Source organism: uncultured Dysgonomonas sp. (genome assembly GCF_900079725.1).
Classification (GTDB): domain Bacteria; phylum Bacteroidota; class Bacteroidia; order Bacteroidales; family Dysgonomonadaceae; genus Dysgonomonas.
In genome coordinates, this window is sequence record NZ_LT599032.1 from 4361643 (window position 1) to 4378108 (window position 16466).

Annotated in this window: 12 protein-coding genes; 10 read left to right on the plus strand and 2 right to left on the minus strand. The window is 41.2% G+C overall.

The genetic code is table 11. The features are described 5' to 3' along the window. Nucleotides 1-70: 70 nt before the first annotated feature. The 6 genes from QZL88_RS17940 to QZL88_RS17965 all read left to right on the plus strand — a co-directional run bounded on the left by QZL88_RS17940 (nt 71) and on the right by QZL88_RS17965 (nt 12407). The gene (locus tag QZL88_RS17940; protein ID WP_296943489.1) at nt 71-2629 is read left to right on the plus strand and encodes a cellulase family glycosylhydrolase; all 2559 of its coding nucleotides are present in this window, start codon (nt 71-73) and stop codon (nt 2627-2629) included. 137 nt (nt 2630-2766) lie between these two features. Further along, complete coding sequence (locus tag QZL88_RS17945) at nt 2767-5649, plus strand: TonB-dependent receptor (RefSeq protein WP_296945136.1); 2883 nt, start codon at nt 2767-2769, stop codon at nt 5647-5649. A 111-nt stretch (nt 5650-5760) separates the two neighbouring features. Beyond that, nucleotides 5761-7347, plus strand: a complete 1587-nt coding sequence (locus QZL88_RS17950) for a RagB/SusD family nutrient uptake outer membrane protein (RefSeq protein WP_296943490.1) — start codon at nt 5761-5763, stop codon at nt 7345-7347. Between the two features lie 20 nt (nt 7348-7367). Beyond that, nucleotides 7368-8417: a DUF5111 domain-containing protein gene (locus QZL88_RS17955; protein ID WP_296943493.1), complete on the plus strand. Its 1050-nt coding sequence runs from the start codon at nt 7368-7370 to the stop codon at nt 8415-8417. Between the two features lie 151 nt (nt 8418-8568). Next, nucleotides 8569-9609, plus strand: coding sequence for a glycosyl hydrolase 53 family protein (locus QZL88_RS17960; RefSeq protein WP_296943496.1), 1041 nt, complete (start codon nt 8569-8571; stop codon nt 9607-9609). Between the two features lie 338 nt (nt 9610-9947). After that, a complete protein-coding gene (locus QZL88_RS17965; protein ID WP_296943499.1) occupies nt 9948-12407 on the plus strand; it encodes a DUF4982 domain-containing protein in 2460 nt (819 codons plus the stop codon). 53 nt (nt 12408-12460) lie between these two features. Here QZL88_RS17965 and QZL88_RS17970 read toward each other — a convergent pair whose 3' ends face one another. Further along, complete coding sequence (locus QZL88_RS17970) at nt 12461-12688, minus strand: hypothetical protein (RefSeq protein WP_296943502.1); 228 nt, start codon at nt 12686-12688, stop codon at nt 12461-12463. 100 nt (nt 12689-12788) lie between these two features. Between QZL88_RS17970 and QZL88_RS17975 the strand changes: the two genes are divergently transcribed. Continuing rightward, a complete protein-coding gene (locus tag QZL88_RS17975; protein WP_296943505.1) occupies nt 12789-13172 on the plus strand; it encodes a LytTR family DNA-binding domain-containing protein in 384 nt (127 codons plus the stop codon). Further along, nucleotides 13169-14050 (plus strand): hypothetical protein, encoded by an 882-nt coding sequence (locus tag QZL88_RS17980; protein WP_296943507.1) that lies wholly within the window; start codon nt 13169-13171, stop codon nt 14048-14050. The genes QZL88_RS17975 and QZL88_RS17980 overlap by 4 nt, the downstream gene beginning before the upstream one ends. A 13-nt stretch (nt 14051-14063) precedes the next feature. Here the strand turns inward: QZL88_RS17980 and glpE are convergent, their stop codons facing one another. Continuing rightward, nucleotides 14064-14354: a thiosulfate sulfurtransferase GlpE gene (gene glpE / locus QZL88_RS17985; RefSeq protein WP_296943509.1), complete on the minus strand. Its 291-nt coding sequence runs from the start codon at nt 14352-14354 to the stop codon at nt 14064-14066. A 109-nt stretch (nt 14355-14463) separates the two neighbouring features. Here glpE and QZL88_RS17990 point away from each other — a divergent pair, with 109 nt between their 5' ends. Both QZL88_RS17990 and metA read left to right on the plus strand, forming a co-directional pair. Beyond that, nucleotides 14464-15267: a hypothetical protein gene (locus QZL88_RS17990; RefSeq protein WP_296943512.1), complete on the plus strand. Its 804-nt coding sequence runs from the start codon at nt 14464-14466 to the stop codon at nt 15265-15267. Between the two features lie 223 nt (nt 15268-15490). Beyond that, nucleotides 15491-16456 (plus strand): homoserine O-succinyltransferase, encoded by a 966-nt coding sequence (gene metA / locus QZL88_RS17995; RefSeq protein ID WP_296943515.1) that lies wholly within the window; start codon nt 15491-15493, stop codon nt 16454-16456. Nucleotides 16457-16466 lie beyond the last annotated feature (10 nt).

A 16466-nucleotide genomic window follows, 5' to 3' on the forward strand; every position in this document is an offset into this window, starting at 1 on the left:
AGTGTAAATCATTCATTAGGCCTAAATTTGCTGTTGTCCTTAAAGGGGAAAACAGTTAAATATAAATACCATGAAATTATTCTTCACAACACTATGCAGCTTGCTGTTCTCTTTATCTTTTTTCGCTCAGAAGAAAACAGATATTCCAACAATTTATATAGACAAAAGCGGTGTGATGCGCTGGTCGGATACCCGTCAGGAGGCTTCTTTCTACGGAGTAAACTATACAATGCCTTTTGCGCATGCCTATCGTGCAGTCAATTATATAGGAAAGAATCATAAAGAAGCTATAGACAGGGATGTATATCATTTCGCGCGATTAGGCTTCAATGCCTACCGTATCCATGTGTGGGATGTGGAAATATCCGATGCAAAGGGTAATCTGATAGAGAACGATCATCTCGACCTGCTCGATTATCTGATTGCAAAGCTGAGGGAACGCAATATACGAGTATTGATTACAACAATGACAAACTTCGGGAATGGTTATCCTGAAAAGAATCAGAATACAGGGGCATTCTCTTATTTGTATGACAAATGTATGATACATAGTACCGAAGAAGCTATTGCTGCGCAGGAAAATTATATCCATCAGTTTGTAAAACATGTAAATCCTTATACAAGCCTATCTTATAAAGACGACCCGTATATTGTAGGCTTTGAAATAAATAACGAACCTTGCCATGCAGATACTCCGCAGCAGACCGAAAGCTACATTAACAGGATGCTATCCGCTATTAAAAAGGCCGGTAACAATAAACCTGTATTTTATAATGTGAGTCACAATATGGGGCATGTACAGGCTTATTTCAATACGGCCATACAGGGCACTACCTACCAGTGGTATCCTATCGGGCTGGTTGCGGGACATACACGCAAAGGTAATTTTCTGCCGTATGTGGATAATTATGGTATACCGTTCTCTAATGCGAAAGGCTTCGATAAAAAAGCTAAAGCCGTCTATGAATACGATCCTGCCGATATCACTTATTCTTATATGTATCCGGCTATGACCCGCGCATTCCGCATGCAGGGATTTCAGTGGATTACCCAGTTTGCATATGACCCCATTGATATAGCATGGGCAAATACCGAATATCAGACTCATTTCCTTAATCTGGCATATACCCCGAATAAGGCAATCAGTATGAAGATTGCGGCGGAAGTGGCGTATAGGGTGCCGATGTATCAGAAATATGCAAAATATCCGAATGATACGGTATTCGCTGATTTTCATGTTAGCTATGCGCAGGATCTAAGTGAGTTGAACAGTACGGACAAGTTCTTTTATTCGAATAATACGGCATCTTCACCTGTTATGCCAGAACAGTTACAGTCGGTAGCAGGTTGCGGAAGTTCACCAATAGTAAAATATGAAGGTACAGGCGCTTATTTTCTGGACAAGCTGGAAAATGGGTTATGGAGATTGGAGGTTATGCCCGATGCCGTGCAGATAGACGATCCGTTTAGTAAGCCGTCTTTGAAAAAAGAGGTGGTCACTATCGCATGGAATACATGGGCTATGGAAGTTAGGTTGCCCGGTTTAGGTGAGAATTTCACTGTCACAGCTATCAATGATGGGAATGCTTATAATGGTTTATCAAAGGGTGCGAGCATTTCCGTAAAACCGGGCGTCTATCTTCTGAAAAATACAAACTATACCCCGAGTACCGAATGGGGCAAAAAATCCAGATGGAACGATATCCTGCTAGGGGAGTTTGTTGCACCCGAGGCACATGCAAAAACATTTTCAGTTGTTCATCAGCCTGCAAAGGTAATTGAACGCGGTAAGTCCTTACAGATAGAAGCGCAGATAGTAGGACCATCGTTTCCCGATTCGGTGATTATTTATACAGATAAGGTTTCTTTCTGGTCGGATAAGAACCCGTCTGTGAAAATGAAACGTATACATGGTTATACTTATGGTGCGGAAATACCTGTCAATATGATAAATGAGGGGCTTTTCAGATATAATATAATAGTGTGCAAGGATAACAAGAATTATACTTACCCTGCTAAAACGGAAGGCAATCCGTTGGATTGGGATTATACTAGCTCTGAGTATTGGGAGAGTGTTGTTGTAAGTGCAGAGAGTGCTGTTGAGTTATTAAAGATAACAGATGAATATAGTGACATCGAAGCATATGGTATTCCGGAGACGTCTTATGTATTACGAAACTTCGTAACAGATCTGACAAGCGCGAATTCTTTGAAATTCAGATTTAGGGTAACGGATACAGATGCTCGTTTCTTTTGGCGGAAATATATAAAGAATTATATCAGTGAAAGGAAGGATAGATTGGAAAAATCAAAATACCTATGTTTCAATTTGAAAAATATAAAAGGAATCGGTAAATTGAATGTGGGTTTTGTTACCTCCGACGGATTTACTTATACTGCGGTAGTGAATCTGGATAAAGACGGACTTTACAAAGTTTCCTTATCAGACTTGCGACAGGTGAAAACGGCTCTTTTGCCATCTCCATATCCGACTTTTCTCGAAAGATATTTCGAGCCTGATACACAGATACCATTCGCTATAGAAAAAATAGAGATGTTAGAAATGTCAACGGCGGATGATATAACAAATGATGCGACTTTAGATTTAGGCAGTGTATGGCTGGAATGAAAAATAAATTAGAATATGAACAAACGAAATAATCACCTTATTAAATATTTAAAACCATGAAAAAATACGATAGTTGTAAGAAATTTGCTTATTTCCGCTTCGTAATAGCTTTGGCTTTATTGTTGCTCGCGCCCCTGATGGCTCTGGCACAGTCGAAGACGATTGCGGGAACAGTAGTAGACGAAACAAACGAGCCGGTTATCGGAGCCGTTGTGAAAGTTTCGGAAACCACATTAGGTACTACCACCGATATAGATGGTAAATACTCGATTGATCTGCCGGAAGGCCGCAATCAATTGGAATTTTCTTTTCTCGGATATGAAACACAGATAGTTGTGATTACTGACAACCGGGTTGTAAACATAAAACTGGAACCGAAGGTGCAGCTAATGACCGAAGTCGTTGTAATAGGCTATGGTACCCAACTGAAAAAAGACCTGACAGGGACAGTATCCAGTGTGAGCAGTAAAGACTTTAATCAGGGACTTATCGGTTCTCCCGAGCAGTTGATAAACGGAAAGGTAGCCGGAGTGCAGATTATGTCCAATAATGGCTCACCTACATCGGGAAGCACTATCCGTATCCGTGGGGGAGCTTCACTAAATGCTAGTAACGATCCGTTAATCGTTCTTGACGGTGTGCCTTTGGAAAGCGGAGGTATCAGCGGTAATAGCAGTAACTTCCTTAGTCTTATCAATCCGAATGATATAGAGAGCATGACGGTACTGAAGGATGCTTCTTCCACAGCCATCTATGGCTCAAGGGCTTCGAACGGGGTAATCATCATCACTACTAAAAAAGGAAGTTCCGATAAACTGAATATCAGTTTCAACACCACATTCTCTCTGCAGAATAAGACGAAAGTAGCGGAAACCCTTTCTGCACAAGAATTCCGTGATCTAATAACCAGCAAAGGTAATGACCAGCAAAAAGCATTATTAGGTGAATCCAATACAAATTGGAATGATGAGATATATCAAACGGCAGTTGGTACCGATAATAACCTGAGTGTTGCGGGAAACTTCGCCAAAACGGTTCCGTTCAGGGTATCGGCAGGTTACTATAACCAGGAAGGTATTTTGAAAACTGATAATGCAAAACGTTATACCGGAAGTATCGTTGTAAGCCCAACATTTTTTGACAACCATTTAAAATTTGACTTCAATCTGAAAGGCTCGATAAATAAAAATAGTTTTGCGAATACCGATGCTATCTGGAATGCGACAGTTTTTAACCCTACGCAGCCTGTTTATTCCGGTAATTCAAATTTCGGAGGATATTACGAAAGCCTCGACAATGCGGGTGTTCCCGCAACAGGAGCATTGCTCAATCCTGTCGGTTTATTGAAACAGGAACAACATGAGAGTACGGTGAAACGCAGTATCGGGAATATGGATGTGGATTATAAATTTCATTTTCTGCCTGAACTGAAAGCGCATCTGACATTAGGTTATGATTATGCCAAAGGTGAGGGAACAAACTATATTCCTGCTGAGGCAGCCAATGTATATCAGATTGGTGGTACGGATAATGAATATTCGCAGGAAAAAACAAATAAACTCTTTACAAGTTATCTGAATTACTCGAAATTCTTTAAGAATATAAAAAGTAATCTGGATGCTACAGCGGGTTATGATTACCAACACTGGAGAGCTAAAACTCCTGTATTTATAGATAAGAACATTGCCGGCGAAACGGTAAGTACTTCTCCAGCACAGGATCAGACTCACGTTTTATTATCATTCTACGGGCGTGTGAATTATTCTTACGATTCCAGATATATGCTGACGGCGACTGTTCGCCGCGACGGATCGTCCCGTTTCAATCCGGATAACCGTTGGGGAACTTTCCCGTCGGTAGCATTGGCATGGAGGATATCGCAGGAATCATTCCTGAGGGATAATAATGTAATCAGTGATTTAAAACTTCGCTTAAGCTATGGGGTGACAGGGCAACAGGATGGTATCGGGAACTACTCATTCCTACCTGTTTATACATTGAGTAACGAATATGCACAATACCGTTTCGGTGATAAGTACTACTACCTCTATCGTCCGTCGACTTATGTCGCCGATTTGAAATGGGAAACAACAGATTCGTATAATGCAGGTTTCGACTTCGGATTCCTCAATAACCGTATCAATGGTACATTCGATTACTATAACCGTAAAACGAAGGACTTGCTCGCTACAGTATCAGTTCCGGCGGGTACAAATTTCGCAGAGAAAGCAACCACTAATGTGGGTAATATAGAAAGCAACGGTCTTGAGTTTGCTATTAACGCAACTCCTATAGATACAAAAGATATAACCTGGACACTCGGCTTTAATGCGACATACCAGAAAGTAAAAATTACAAATCTGTCATTGGTTAAGAACGAAAATTCTCCGGGATCTTATACTGGCCCCGAAGTCGGCGGGCAAGGCATACAGATACTTACCGAAGGATATACTCCTTATATGTTCTATGTCTACAAACAGGTATATGATGATGCGGGCAAACCAATTGAAGGGATGTATGCCGACCTCAACGATGATGGAGTTATCAATGAAAAGGACCTGTACCGTTACCATTCACCGATGCCAGATTATCTGTTAGGATTCAATTCACAGTTCAGATATAAGAACTGGTCGCTGGGTTTTGCCTTGAGAGCGAGTTTCGGTAACTATGTTTATAACAATATGGCAGCCAATGCAGGAGCATGGGAAACGATGCAATACATTCCGTACGCAATCAATAATATGTCAAGAGACTTCCTGAATACAGGATTCCAGTCACGCCAGTTCCGTTCCGATTATTACGTGCAAAACGCATCATTCCTCAAAATGGACAATATTTCGGTAGGGTACAATGTAGGGAAAGTATTCAACGGCCCTAACCTCAGAATAGGTGCTTTGGTCCAGAATGTATTTACTATTACCAAATACGATGGAGTAGATCCTGAAATAACAAATGGTTTCGATAGTTCCTTCTATCCTCGTCCGAGAATATTCTCTTTAAGTCTGAATCTTGATTTCTAATAAATTATAAGTAACCGAAAAAAATAATGAAATATTTTTCAGTCTTAATTAACTGTTGTTACTATACATACAAAAATAATAAATAGGTCTGCGACCTTAAAAATTACGAAAATGAAAAAGATAAAATATATATACATTCTTTTGGTGTCGATGACCTTAGGTCTGTTCACATCATGTCTGAACGACCTTGACCAGATACCCAAAATAGAAGCTACACCCGAAACGGTTTACAATACACCCGAAGGCTATAAATCCGTTCTGGCAAAACTATATGCATCCCTTGCTATTGCCGGACAGGAAAAAGGGGACGGGAACACCGACCTCGGAGGTAAAACATATTGGGGCTACCTGCGTATTTTCTACAATTTGCAGGAACTACCTACCGATGAGGCTATTTACACATGGGGTGGGGGTGATGCTTTGAACGGTATCCAGTTTATGACATGGAATTCTTCGGACGAATGGACTTCGGCGATGTATTACCGTATCTATTATACTGTGGCCATCTGTAATGAATTTTTACGCAATGCGACCGATGATAAACTATCAGGTTTCAACGACAGCGACAGGGAACAGATAAAGATTTACCGCAGCGAAGCCCGTTTCCTTAGAGCTTTGGTTTATTATCATGCGCTGGATTTTTACGGGAATGTACCTTTTGTAACCGAGGCGGACCCTGTGGGAGCATTCTTCCCTCCGCGTATTACACGATCAGAATTGTTTAATTATGTAGAATCAGAGTTGAAAGGTATAGAAGAGGAATTACCTCTGCCATTGCAGAACGAATACGGGCGGGTAAGCCGTGCGGCAGCCTGGTCGTTATTAGCAAAACTATATCTGAATGCTAAAGTATACACAGGCACCGAAAAGAATACGGAATGTATTACTTACAGCAAGAAAGTAATAGACGGAGGTTATGCGTTGGAAAATACATATGCCAATCTGTTCAATGCCGATAATGATTTGCGTACAAATGAGATCATCTTCCCTATAGAAGCCGACGGACAGCATACCACTACATGGGGCGGCAGTACATACCTGGTTTGCGGGCCTATCGTAGGCTCTATGATAGCTACCGATTACGGAGTGCAATCCGGTTGGGGCAGTATCCGTACCAGAAAGGAATTCGTGAAACTTTTCAAAGATATTACAGGGGCGACAGATAAGCGTGCAGCATTCTATACCGATGGGCAGACTCTTGATATTGAAGACCCTACTATCGGTACTCAAGGCTATTCTATTGTGAAATATATTAATAAGACATCGACAGGACAGAACGGCTCAAACTTTTCAGAAGGATTGGTCGATACTGATTTTCCGATGATACGTCTTGCCGATGTATATCTAATGTATGCGGAAGCTGTAGTAAGAGGTGGTACGAGTGGAAGTAAGAGCCTTGCAGCTGAATATATAAATCTGATACGCAAAAGAGCTTACGGCAATGAGACAGGAAAGGTTAGTGAAGATGAACTGACTCTTGATTTTATTCTGGCCGAAAGAGGGCGTGAATTATATTGGGAAGGCACCCGCCGTACCGACCTTATCCGTTTCGGAAAATTCACAGGCTCGTCTTATGTATGGCAATGGAAAGGTGGAACAATGGATGGTACGGGAACTGACAGCAAATTCAATTTGTATCCGCTTCCGCCGGCCGATCTCGCAGCTAATCCTAATCTGAAACAAAACGAAGGGTATTAATCTTTAAGATATAGAATAGTATGAAAACAATAAATAAATATATATTCCTGTTCCTTCTGGCTATACTGGCCGTGTCATGTAACAGTGACGGGGATGAGGTGGTGCTTTCGGGTTTTCAGGAAGGAGAATTGAAAGTGACGGCATCGGAGGTCGTATTGACGAATGATAACAGTGGAAAACTGGTTCTGTCCTTTATGTGGAATGCCGGAGAGTTGGCGAATACATATTCGCAAAAGTACGGGCTTCCTGCCGATGCATTGAAGACAACACTCCAGTTCGATACACAGAGTTCATTTGCCAGTGCAAAAGATGTGGTGGAAACTGCCAGTGCTAAATCATACACAGGCAAGGCATTGAATTCGCTGGCCCTGAGTATGGGGCTGGAAACATCGCAGGCTGCAAAACTTTATGTACGCCTGAAATCTACCATTGCCGCTAATGTAGATCCTCTTTACAGTAATGTAGTGGAAGTGACCGTTACCCCTTACGAAGAAATCGCATTTTTATATATGCCGGGCATGCTGAGCGGTGGATGGGATAAATACACAACACGCTTATGTTCTCGCAGTGGAAATGGAGAATATGAAGGATTTGTGAATGCTGAAGCATGGGATAATTTTAAATTTACGACCGAAATGAGCAGCACTTCGGGCATAACTTATGGTTCTAATCCGAATGATTTATATACATTGGATGATAGTGGCGACCAGTGGAATATCTGGTTTGAAGAAGGTGGGTATTTCCTACTGAAAGCGAATACCAATACGATGAAATGGAGTAAGACGAGAATTACTGCCTTTGCCGTTACCGGAGAGTTCAATGCATGGAGCCTTGCTACTGATGTGATGACTTACGATACTGTAAATCAGGTCTGGAAAGTAACATGTAATATCTCGAACACATTGTATGGTATTCAGATAATTGCCAATAACGACTGGAATTCGAAATACGGAGGTAGTAACGGAGAGATTACTCTGGGCGGAGCGAATATAGAAATAGCCACACCGGGTACTTATACTATTACTATGAATCTGAGCAATCCTGAGAAGTACACATATACAATCGAATGATTAAGGTCACAGACCTATTTATTGCTTTCGTATCTGAAACAGCAACAGTTAATTATGACTAGATAATGTAACATTAAATATTTTCTTTTACTTATAATTTTTATTTGTCAGAATAATAAACAGGTCTGCGACCTTTAAAATAAGAATATCTATGAAATTATATATAAAGCATTTGATTATAGCACTTTCATTTATTGTTTCCCTCGGATTTATTTCCTGTGGTGACGATGATGATAACGGTGCAACCAATCCTGACTTATCGGCCGAAACTTTTGCCAAAGGGGCTGATGTGAGCTGGATAACCCAGATGGAAGCGTCGGGGAAGAAATTCTACAATACAGCAGGGGCTGAAATGGAAGGTATAAGGCTGTTGAGAAGTCTTGGTATGAACTCTGTCCGCCTGCGTGTATGGGTCGACCCTGTAGATGGGTGGTGCAATACTGAAGATTTGTTGGTAAAAGCATACCGGGCTAAAAATCTGGGAATGCGTATTATGGTGGATTTCCATTACAGCGATAGCTGGGCAGATCCGTCGAAACAAGAAAAGCCGGCTGCATGGACTAACCTGAGTTTTACAGAACTGAAAAGCGTCGTTACAAGCTATACGACAGAAGTGCTGAACGTATTGAAAACAAATGGTATCACTCCGGAGTGGGTACAGGTGGGTAATGAAACAGGCAACGGAATGTTATGGAATGATGGAAAAGCTGAAGACTATATGGAAAACTATGCCGAGCTTAATAATGCAGGCTATGATGCGGTCAAGGCAGTTTTTCCTGATGCCAAAGTGATTGTTCACTTACAAAACGGACAGGATAATGGATTGTTCCGTTGGTTGTTCGACGGGCTGAAAAGTAACAATGGAAAGTGGGATGTAATAGGTATGTCTTTGTATCCGTCTGCCGATGATTGGAAGACCATGAACAACGATTGCCTTGCCAATATGAAAGATATGATAGAGCGTTATGGCTCGGATGTAATGGTTTGTGAGGTAGGGATGAGCTGGGATAAAGCGGAAGCGTCAAAGGCCTTTCTGACCGATTTGATAGAAAAAACAAAATCATTACCGGATGGCAAAGGCTTAGGTGTATTCTATTGGGAACCGCAGGCGTATGGTAGTTGGAACGCGTATACACTTGGTGCTTTTGACGATTCGGGAAAACCTACAGTTGCTTTGGATGCGTTTAAATAATATTTATCTATACAATAAGCTGACAGCTAAAGGGTGTCAGCTTATTGCTGTTTGAAATATTAATAGCCCCCTAAATCCCCCTAAGGGGACTTACAAAGAGAATAAAAGCAAAAAAATGAAAGCGAGAATAGGGAAGGGGGAGGACAGATAAGTAACAGGAGAGAAGTATGCAAAAAGTGTTACATTTGTTACCTTTTAACAAGTAGTGAGTTTTAAGTGGTAAGTCGTAAATGGAAATAACGTCTTGTTGTTAACTGCTAACTGTTGACTGTTAACTCCAAAAACTGTTACTTTTGTTACCTTTTGAAAATTAAAAATGAAACTGATTAAATTTTATAATGAAAAGAAAATTTATAACTTTTATTTTAGCCATACTGTTTTGTTGCAATGCCACCATTCAGTCGCAAACAAAAAGAGCAGAGTTTTTACTGGAAAAAAACTGGAAATTCAGCAAAGGCGATTATCCTGATGCAGTCAGAGCAGGCTTTGATGATAAAAACTGGGAGTCGGTAACTGTTCCCCATGATTGGGCTATATACGGGCCTTTCGACCGCAAGCACGATTTGCAGGAAGTGGCTGTTACCCAGAATGGGGAAAAAGTAGCGACTGTAAAAACCGGACGTACGGGAGGATTGCCATATGTCGGTATTGGCTGGTACAGGAATACGTTTAATGTAGATAATTTCGAGAAAGGGAAAAAACGTGTCACACTGCTTTTTGATGGAGCAATGAGCGAAGCGCGTGTGTATGTAAACGGGAAAGAAGCCTGTTTCTGGCCTTTCGGTTACAATTCTTTTCATTGCGATGTAACGGATCTGCTGAATACTGACGGTAAGCATAATACTCTCGCAGTCAGGCTCGAAAATAAACCGCAGTCGTCGCGTTGGTATCCGGGTGCGGGTCTTTACCGGAATGTACATGTAGTAGTGACCGAAGAAATACATGTACCTGTATGGGGTACTTATATTACTACGCCTTTTGTCTCGGAAGAATATGCTTCGGTGAAGCTGAAAACTGAAATCAGCAATTCGGATAACGCGGATGTACGGATAGTTACCGAAATAAAAGATGCATTAGGAAATGTCGTTGCTAAAAAAGATAATACACTAAGGATAAACCACGGCCAGCCTTTCGAGCAGAATCTTATTGTAGATAAACCCCAACTGTGGTCACCTGAGACTCCGTATCTATATAGCGCCATATCAAAAGTATATGTAAAAGATGCACAGGTTGACGAATATACCACACGTTTCGGTATAAGGGATATAAAACTGATTGCCGACAAGGGATTCTTTCTGAATGGTAAAAGACGTAAATTCCAAGGAGTTTGTAATCATCACGACCTTGGTCCTCTGGGAGCAGCCATTAATGTAGCGGCATTGCGCCGTCAGCTGACCATGCTGAAAGATATGGGCTGCGATGCCATACGCACGGCACATAATATGCCTGCGCCGGAATTGGTTGCCCTGTGTGATGAGATGGGCTTTATGATGATGATAGAACCATTCGACGAATGGGATATTGCTAAGTGCGAGAATGGTTATCACCGTTTCTTTAACGAATGGGCAGAAAAAGACATGGTAAATATGTTGCGCAACTATCGCAACAATGCCAGTGTGGTGATGTGGAGTATTGGCAATGAAGTACCTACTCAGTGCAGCGACCAGGGATACAAGGTGGCTTCTTTCTTGCAGGATATCTGCCACCGTGAAGATCCTACACGCCCTGTTACTTGTGGAATGGACCAGATTAGTTGTGTGTTGAATAACGGATTTGCAGCTATGCTGGATGTTCCCGGCTTCAATTACCGTGCTCATCGTTATCTGGAAGGTTATGAAAAGCTACCTCAAAATCTGGTGCTTGGAACTGAAACGTCATCGACTGTAAGCTCGCGGGGAGTATATAAATTCCCTGTAGAGAAAAAAGCCGATGCCATATATGACGACCATCAATCTTCATCCTACGATTTCGAATATTGTGCATGGTCGAATCTGCCGGATGATGATTTTGCATTGGCAGACGATTATGAATGGACTATGGGACAATTCGTATGGACGGGATTCGATTATCTGGGAGAACCTTCTCCTTATGATACGGATGCATGGCCGAATCATAGTTCTATGTTTGGTATTATAGATCTGGCAAGTATTCCTAAAGACAGGTATTATCTGTATCGTAGTCTGTGGAATAAGAATGAGAGTACGTTGCATATTCTGCCTCACTGGAACTGGAAAGGGCGTGAAGGAGAGAAAACACCTGTATTCGTTTATACCAATTATCCGTCAGCCGAACTTTTTATCAATGGTAAAAGCTACGGAAAACAAAGTAAAAATAATGCTACATTACAGAACCGCTACCGTCTGATGTGGATGGATGCCATATACGAACCGGGCGAAGTGAAAGTCGTTGCATACGATGCACAGGGTAAAGTAGCGGAAGAAAAGATTGTGCGTACAGCAGGTAAGCCGCATCATATAGAACTTGTAGCGGACAGGACACAGTTAGCTGCCGACGGCAAAGACTTGGCTTATATAAATGTAAGGGTAGTGGATAAAGACGGAAATCTATGCCCTGATGACCAACGTCAGATAACCTTCTCCGTAACAGGAGACGGCAGCTATAAAGCATCGGCAAACGGTGACCCTACTTCGCTCGAACTCTTTCATCTGCCTCGAATGCAGGTCTTTAACGGACAGTTGACTTCGATAGTACAGTCGGATGAAAAAGCCGGGAAGCTGGTCTTTGAAGCAAAAGCGAAAGGTTTGCAGACGGGAAGGATAGAAGTGATAGTAAAGTGAATTAGTTGACAGTTGAAAATTGAGAGTTGAAAATTTTTAAGGGCTTTGCACTACTAGTGCGTCAGCATCTGCGCATTAGTTCCGCAGGCGGGGTCCCCAATCCGGTAAAGATGGCGTAGAATCAAATGGGGCGATAGCCCATTTATTTGATTCAGCCATCGAGGCGGTTTTGGGTCGCCGAGGAATGAAGCGCTAGCCTTTTGGTTCGTATTGGGCAGTACCAAAATGAACATAAATAAATCTTTATTAAAGATGATCGGTTCTATTTCGTTCTTTGACATACATATTTCATACAATAGATAGCCTGTTTAATACATAAAATACCTTTGGATAGCGGATTATATCTGGAATAACCTATTTTTGTATTAAATTAATGAGGTAATGCAGACGTATCTTGTATTGGCAAACAGTAACGACTTGGTGAGGGTCTCTCCCGAGAGGATAGCTTATATATCCTCCGACGGGAATTACTCCACTATGGTACTGGTCAATAAGGAAGAGCATCTGTTTACATTCAATCTGGGTACCTTCGAAAAGGTTATTGAGCAACAGCTGGATGATGATGCAGGCACTTTTATCCGTCTGGGTAAAAGCCTGATTATAAATGCGCAATATATCTATTACGTGAATGTTTCCAAGCAGCAGATTATTCTTTCAGATATCAGCTTTCCTCATAAATTTGCACTTTCTGCTTCGAAAGAAGCATTGAAGGCATTGAAAACAGTATTAGAAAACAGTATAAAGAACGGGAGAACCGAAGAATGAGCAAGAAAGATATACAAACAGAAAACGAAGTCTACTTTCTTGGCTCAAAAGAAAGTAGGGACAAAAAGCCAAATCCACAAAAAAAGTGGTGGCTGATAGCTGCGGCTTGTATAGCGGTAGTAATAATAGTAGCATTATTGACATTACTATTGCGAAAACCGACTACTGACTATTATTTCGAACCTGAGACAGAAGAGGCTGTATATACAGCTGGTATAACTCCCGATACTATACAGCCTATACCAGGTGATACCGTAAAGGGTTATGTGGAAATATTGGAAGAGACAGTTAACGATGTGCCTATGTTTGTTTACGTACCTCATCATGCTACACTGTCATTATCTGTAGGTATTCCGGATACGTCTGATTCTACGATTGTATTCATCACGCAGGCTGCCGATATCAGGGGCGATAATTACGAGATAGTAGGCGATTTTGTCCTTGCCGGCGAAAAATTATCGAGAGGAGTTGCCAAAACCGGATTTTGCGCGGTCATTGACGGTGAAGTTATTATCGGTGTTTCGGATAATACGCCATTGTTGCAAAAAGCGATTGAGTGGAAAGGTTATTTCTTCCGGCAATATCCGCTGGTAGACAATGGTATACTCATTGAAAATAACCCGAAGAATAAATCGATCCGCAGGGCGCTGGCTACTCGTTCCGGTAAAGTGATAATGGTAGAAAGCCGTAGCGCCGAGTCGTTTCACGATTTTGCGCAGGCGCTGGTCGATATAGGAGTAACCGATGCAATATACCTGGTTGGCAGTAATACCGCATTTGGCTGGTACTACGATGAAGAACATAAGAAGACGGAATACGGAACAGTTCAATCGGAAGAGCTCCGAAATATATCTTATATTGTTTGGCGATCAGAGTAAGATAGTATGGGGATTACACCCATCCTTCATACCCGCCGTCTACGCTGTATACATCTTCGAATCCTTGTTCTGTAAGAAACCTTGCTACCATCTGGCTGCTGTTTCCATGATAGCACATGACTAATATCGGGGTGGTTTTACTGGATGAGGTTAGGAAGAGAGGTAGATTTTCCTGGGTAAGATGTGTTGCGCCTTCTATATGTCCGCTGCGGAAGCTTTCTTCATCTCTTATATCTACCAGTATTGCATTGGAATTGGATAACTTTTCTTTGGCCTGATGCGATGTTATTCTCTTTAATGACATTATTTTATATTGTTATTAATTTATTCTATATATTATTTGAGGTTATAGATTGAACAAATATGGATTGTTTTTGTTCTTAGTGTTTAAAATCACGAATAAGAACACTGACATGCAAAAGAAACTATTGCTAGCCCTATTGGCTATTATCCAATCATCACTGATATTCGCTCAATCCGAACCAGCTTATAAAAAAGGAACATTCTTTGCCCTGTGGGGTTGGAACAGGGATGCATATACAAACTCGGATATTCATTTCAAAGGTAATGATTATAACTTTACACTCCATAAAGTGAAGGCTTCTGATAAGCAGAATAGGATCAGTTACTTCAATTACCTCCGTCTCGATCGCATAACTATACCGCAGACTAATTTACGTGTGGGCTATTTTATAAAGGATAATCTGGCTATAACTTTAGGTGTAGATCATATGAAATATGTGATGGACCAGAATCAGACAGTAGATATAGATGGACATGTAAAACCTGAGTATCAGTCTCATGTGAAAGACGACGGTTCTATAAAACTGACTGATGATTTCCTTACGTTTGAACATACTGACGGCCTTAATTATATAAATGCCGAAGTGGAATATTACAAGAACTTTTACCATAAAGGGATTCTTAAAGTGAATGGTCTGATTGGTGGTGGTGCCGGGTTTCTTATGCCCCGTAGTAATGTTATGATGATGGGAAATGAACGGCACGATGCTTTTCATCTCGCGGGATTCGGACTGAATGCAAAAGGCGGATTGGATGTAAACTTGTGGAATTTGTTTTTCGTCCGTTCCGAAGTGAAAGAAGGATATATCAATATGCCAAGTATAAGGACGACCGAGTCGTCAGATGATAAAGCGCATCAGGCATTCTGGTTTGCTGAACTGACTTATACATTCGGTTTTAACTGGCATTTTTGAAAGCATAAAAGTTAATCTATATAATATATACTCAGTGCAGTATTTAAAAAGTGTTTGTTGATTTTAGGGTAATCGCTAGTAAGTATCTAATGACCGATTACTATTGACAGTATCCCCCTTACGGGCCCTGGGGGACTGTTAACCTAAAAAAAACATAACTCATAACCTATAACTCATAACTAAATCATAACTTTGCATACTTGATTTGTAAAAGCTATAGACCATGCCAGTTAATATACCTAACAATCTTCCGGCGATTGAGATTCTGAAGAAAGAGAACATCTTTGTAATGAACCAACTCAGGGCTAACGAACAGGATATACGTCCTCTTCGTGTGCTCATCCTCAATCTGATGCCGATTAAGATAATGACGGAGACCGATTTGATAAGGTTATTATCGAACAATCCGTTGCAGGTAGAAGTTGAGTTTCTGAAACTGGAAACGCATACATCTAAGAACACCTCGGAAGAACATCTTGAAATGTTTTATAAGAACTTCAGTCAAGTAAAAGACGATTTCTATGATGGTATGATAATAACAGGTGCGCCTGTAGAGCTATATGAATTTGAAGAGGTGACCTACTGGCCCGAAATATCTTCGATATTCGACTGGGCGCGTACTCATGTGACTTCCACATTGTATATATGCTGGGCAGCTCAGGCTGCCATGTACCATTTCTACGGGGTGAAAAAATATCCGCTACCGGAGAAAATGTTCGGTGTATTCAAGCATATTGCCCACGATAAGAAGTTTCCGTTGTTCAGGGGCTTCGACGACGAGTTTTATATTCCTCATAGCCGTCACACAACCGTGAGGAGGGAAGATGTGCTTCGACATCATGAGTTGAAAATACTGTCGGAGTCTGATGATTCCGGTGTTGGAATAGTCGCATCCCGTGGAGGACGTGAATTTTACCTGACAGGGCACTCCGAATATGCACCATATACACTTCATAACGAATATATACGGGATGCGGAGAAAGGCTTGCCCATAAAGACTCCGCTCAATTATTATAAAAATGACAATCCTGAGAACGGGCCGGTAGTACGCTGGTCGGGTCATGGTAATCTCTTATTTAATAATTGGCTCAACTACTTTGTATATCAGGAAACTCCGTATGATAAAACGAAGATCAAAGATCTGGGTAATATAGATCCTGTGAAAGAGGGCTATATGTATTATATCTAAGAAACATTAA

Excerpts from the sequence above, each read along its gene's own strand:
- QZL88_RS17940 (WP_296943489.1), top strand. The coding sequence starts at position 71 with ATGAAATTATTCTTCACAACACTATGCAGCTTGCTGTTCTCTTTATCT.
- QZL88_RS17945 (WP_296945136.1), top strand. The coding sequence starts at position 2,767 with ATGGCTCTGGCACAGTCGAAGACGATTGCGGGAACAGTAGTAGACGAA.
- QZL88_RS17950 (WP_296943490.1), top strand. The coding sequence starts at position 5,761 with ATGAAAAAGATAAAATATATATACATTCTTTTGGTGTCGATGACCTTA.
- QZL88_RS17955 (WP_296943493.1), top strand. The coding sequence starts at position 7,368 with ATGAAAACAATAAATAAATATATATTCCTGTTCCTTCTGGCTATACTG.
- QZL88_RS17960 (WP_296943496.1), top strand. The coding sequence starts at position 8,569 with ATGAAATTATATATAAAGCATTTGATTATAGCACTTTCATTTATTGTT.
- QZL88_RS17965 (WP_296943499.1), top strand. The coding sequence starts at position 9,948 with ATGAAAAGAAAATTTATAACTTTTATTTTAGCCATACTGTTTTGTTGC.
- QZL88_RS17970 (WP_296943502.1), bottom strand. The coding sequence starts at position 12,688 with ATGTCAAAGAACGAAATAGAACCGATCATCTTTAATAAAGATTTATTT.
- QZL88_RS17975 (WP_296943505.1), top strand. The coding sequence starts at position 12,789 with ATGCAGACGTATCTTGTATTGGCAAACAGTAACGACTTGGTGAGGGTC.
- QZL88_RS17980 (WP_296943507.1), top strand. The coding sequence starts at position 13,169 with ATGAGCAAGAAAGATATACAAACAGAAAACGAAGTCTACTTTCTTGGC.
- glpE (WP_296943509.1), bottom strand. The coding sequence starts at position 14,354 with ATGTCATTAAAGAGAATAACATCGCATCAGGCCAAAGAAAAGTTATCC.
- QZL88_RS17990 (WP_296943512.1), top strand. The coding sequence starts at position 14,464 with ATGCAAAAGAAACTATTGCTAGCCCTATTGGCTATTATCCAATCATCA.
- metA (WP_296943515.1), top strand. The coding sequence starts at position 15,491 with ATGCCAGTTAATATACCTAACAATCTTCCGGCGATTGAGATTCTGAAG.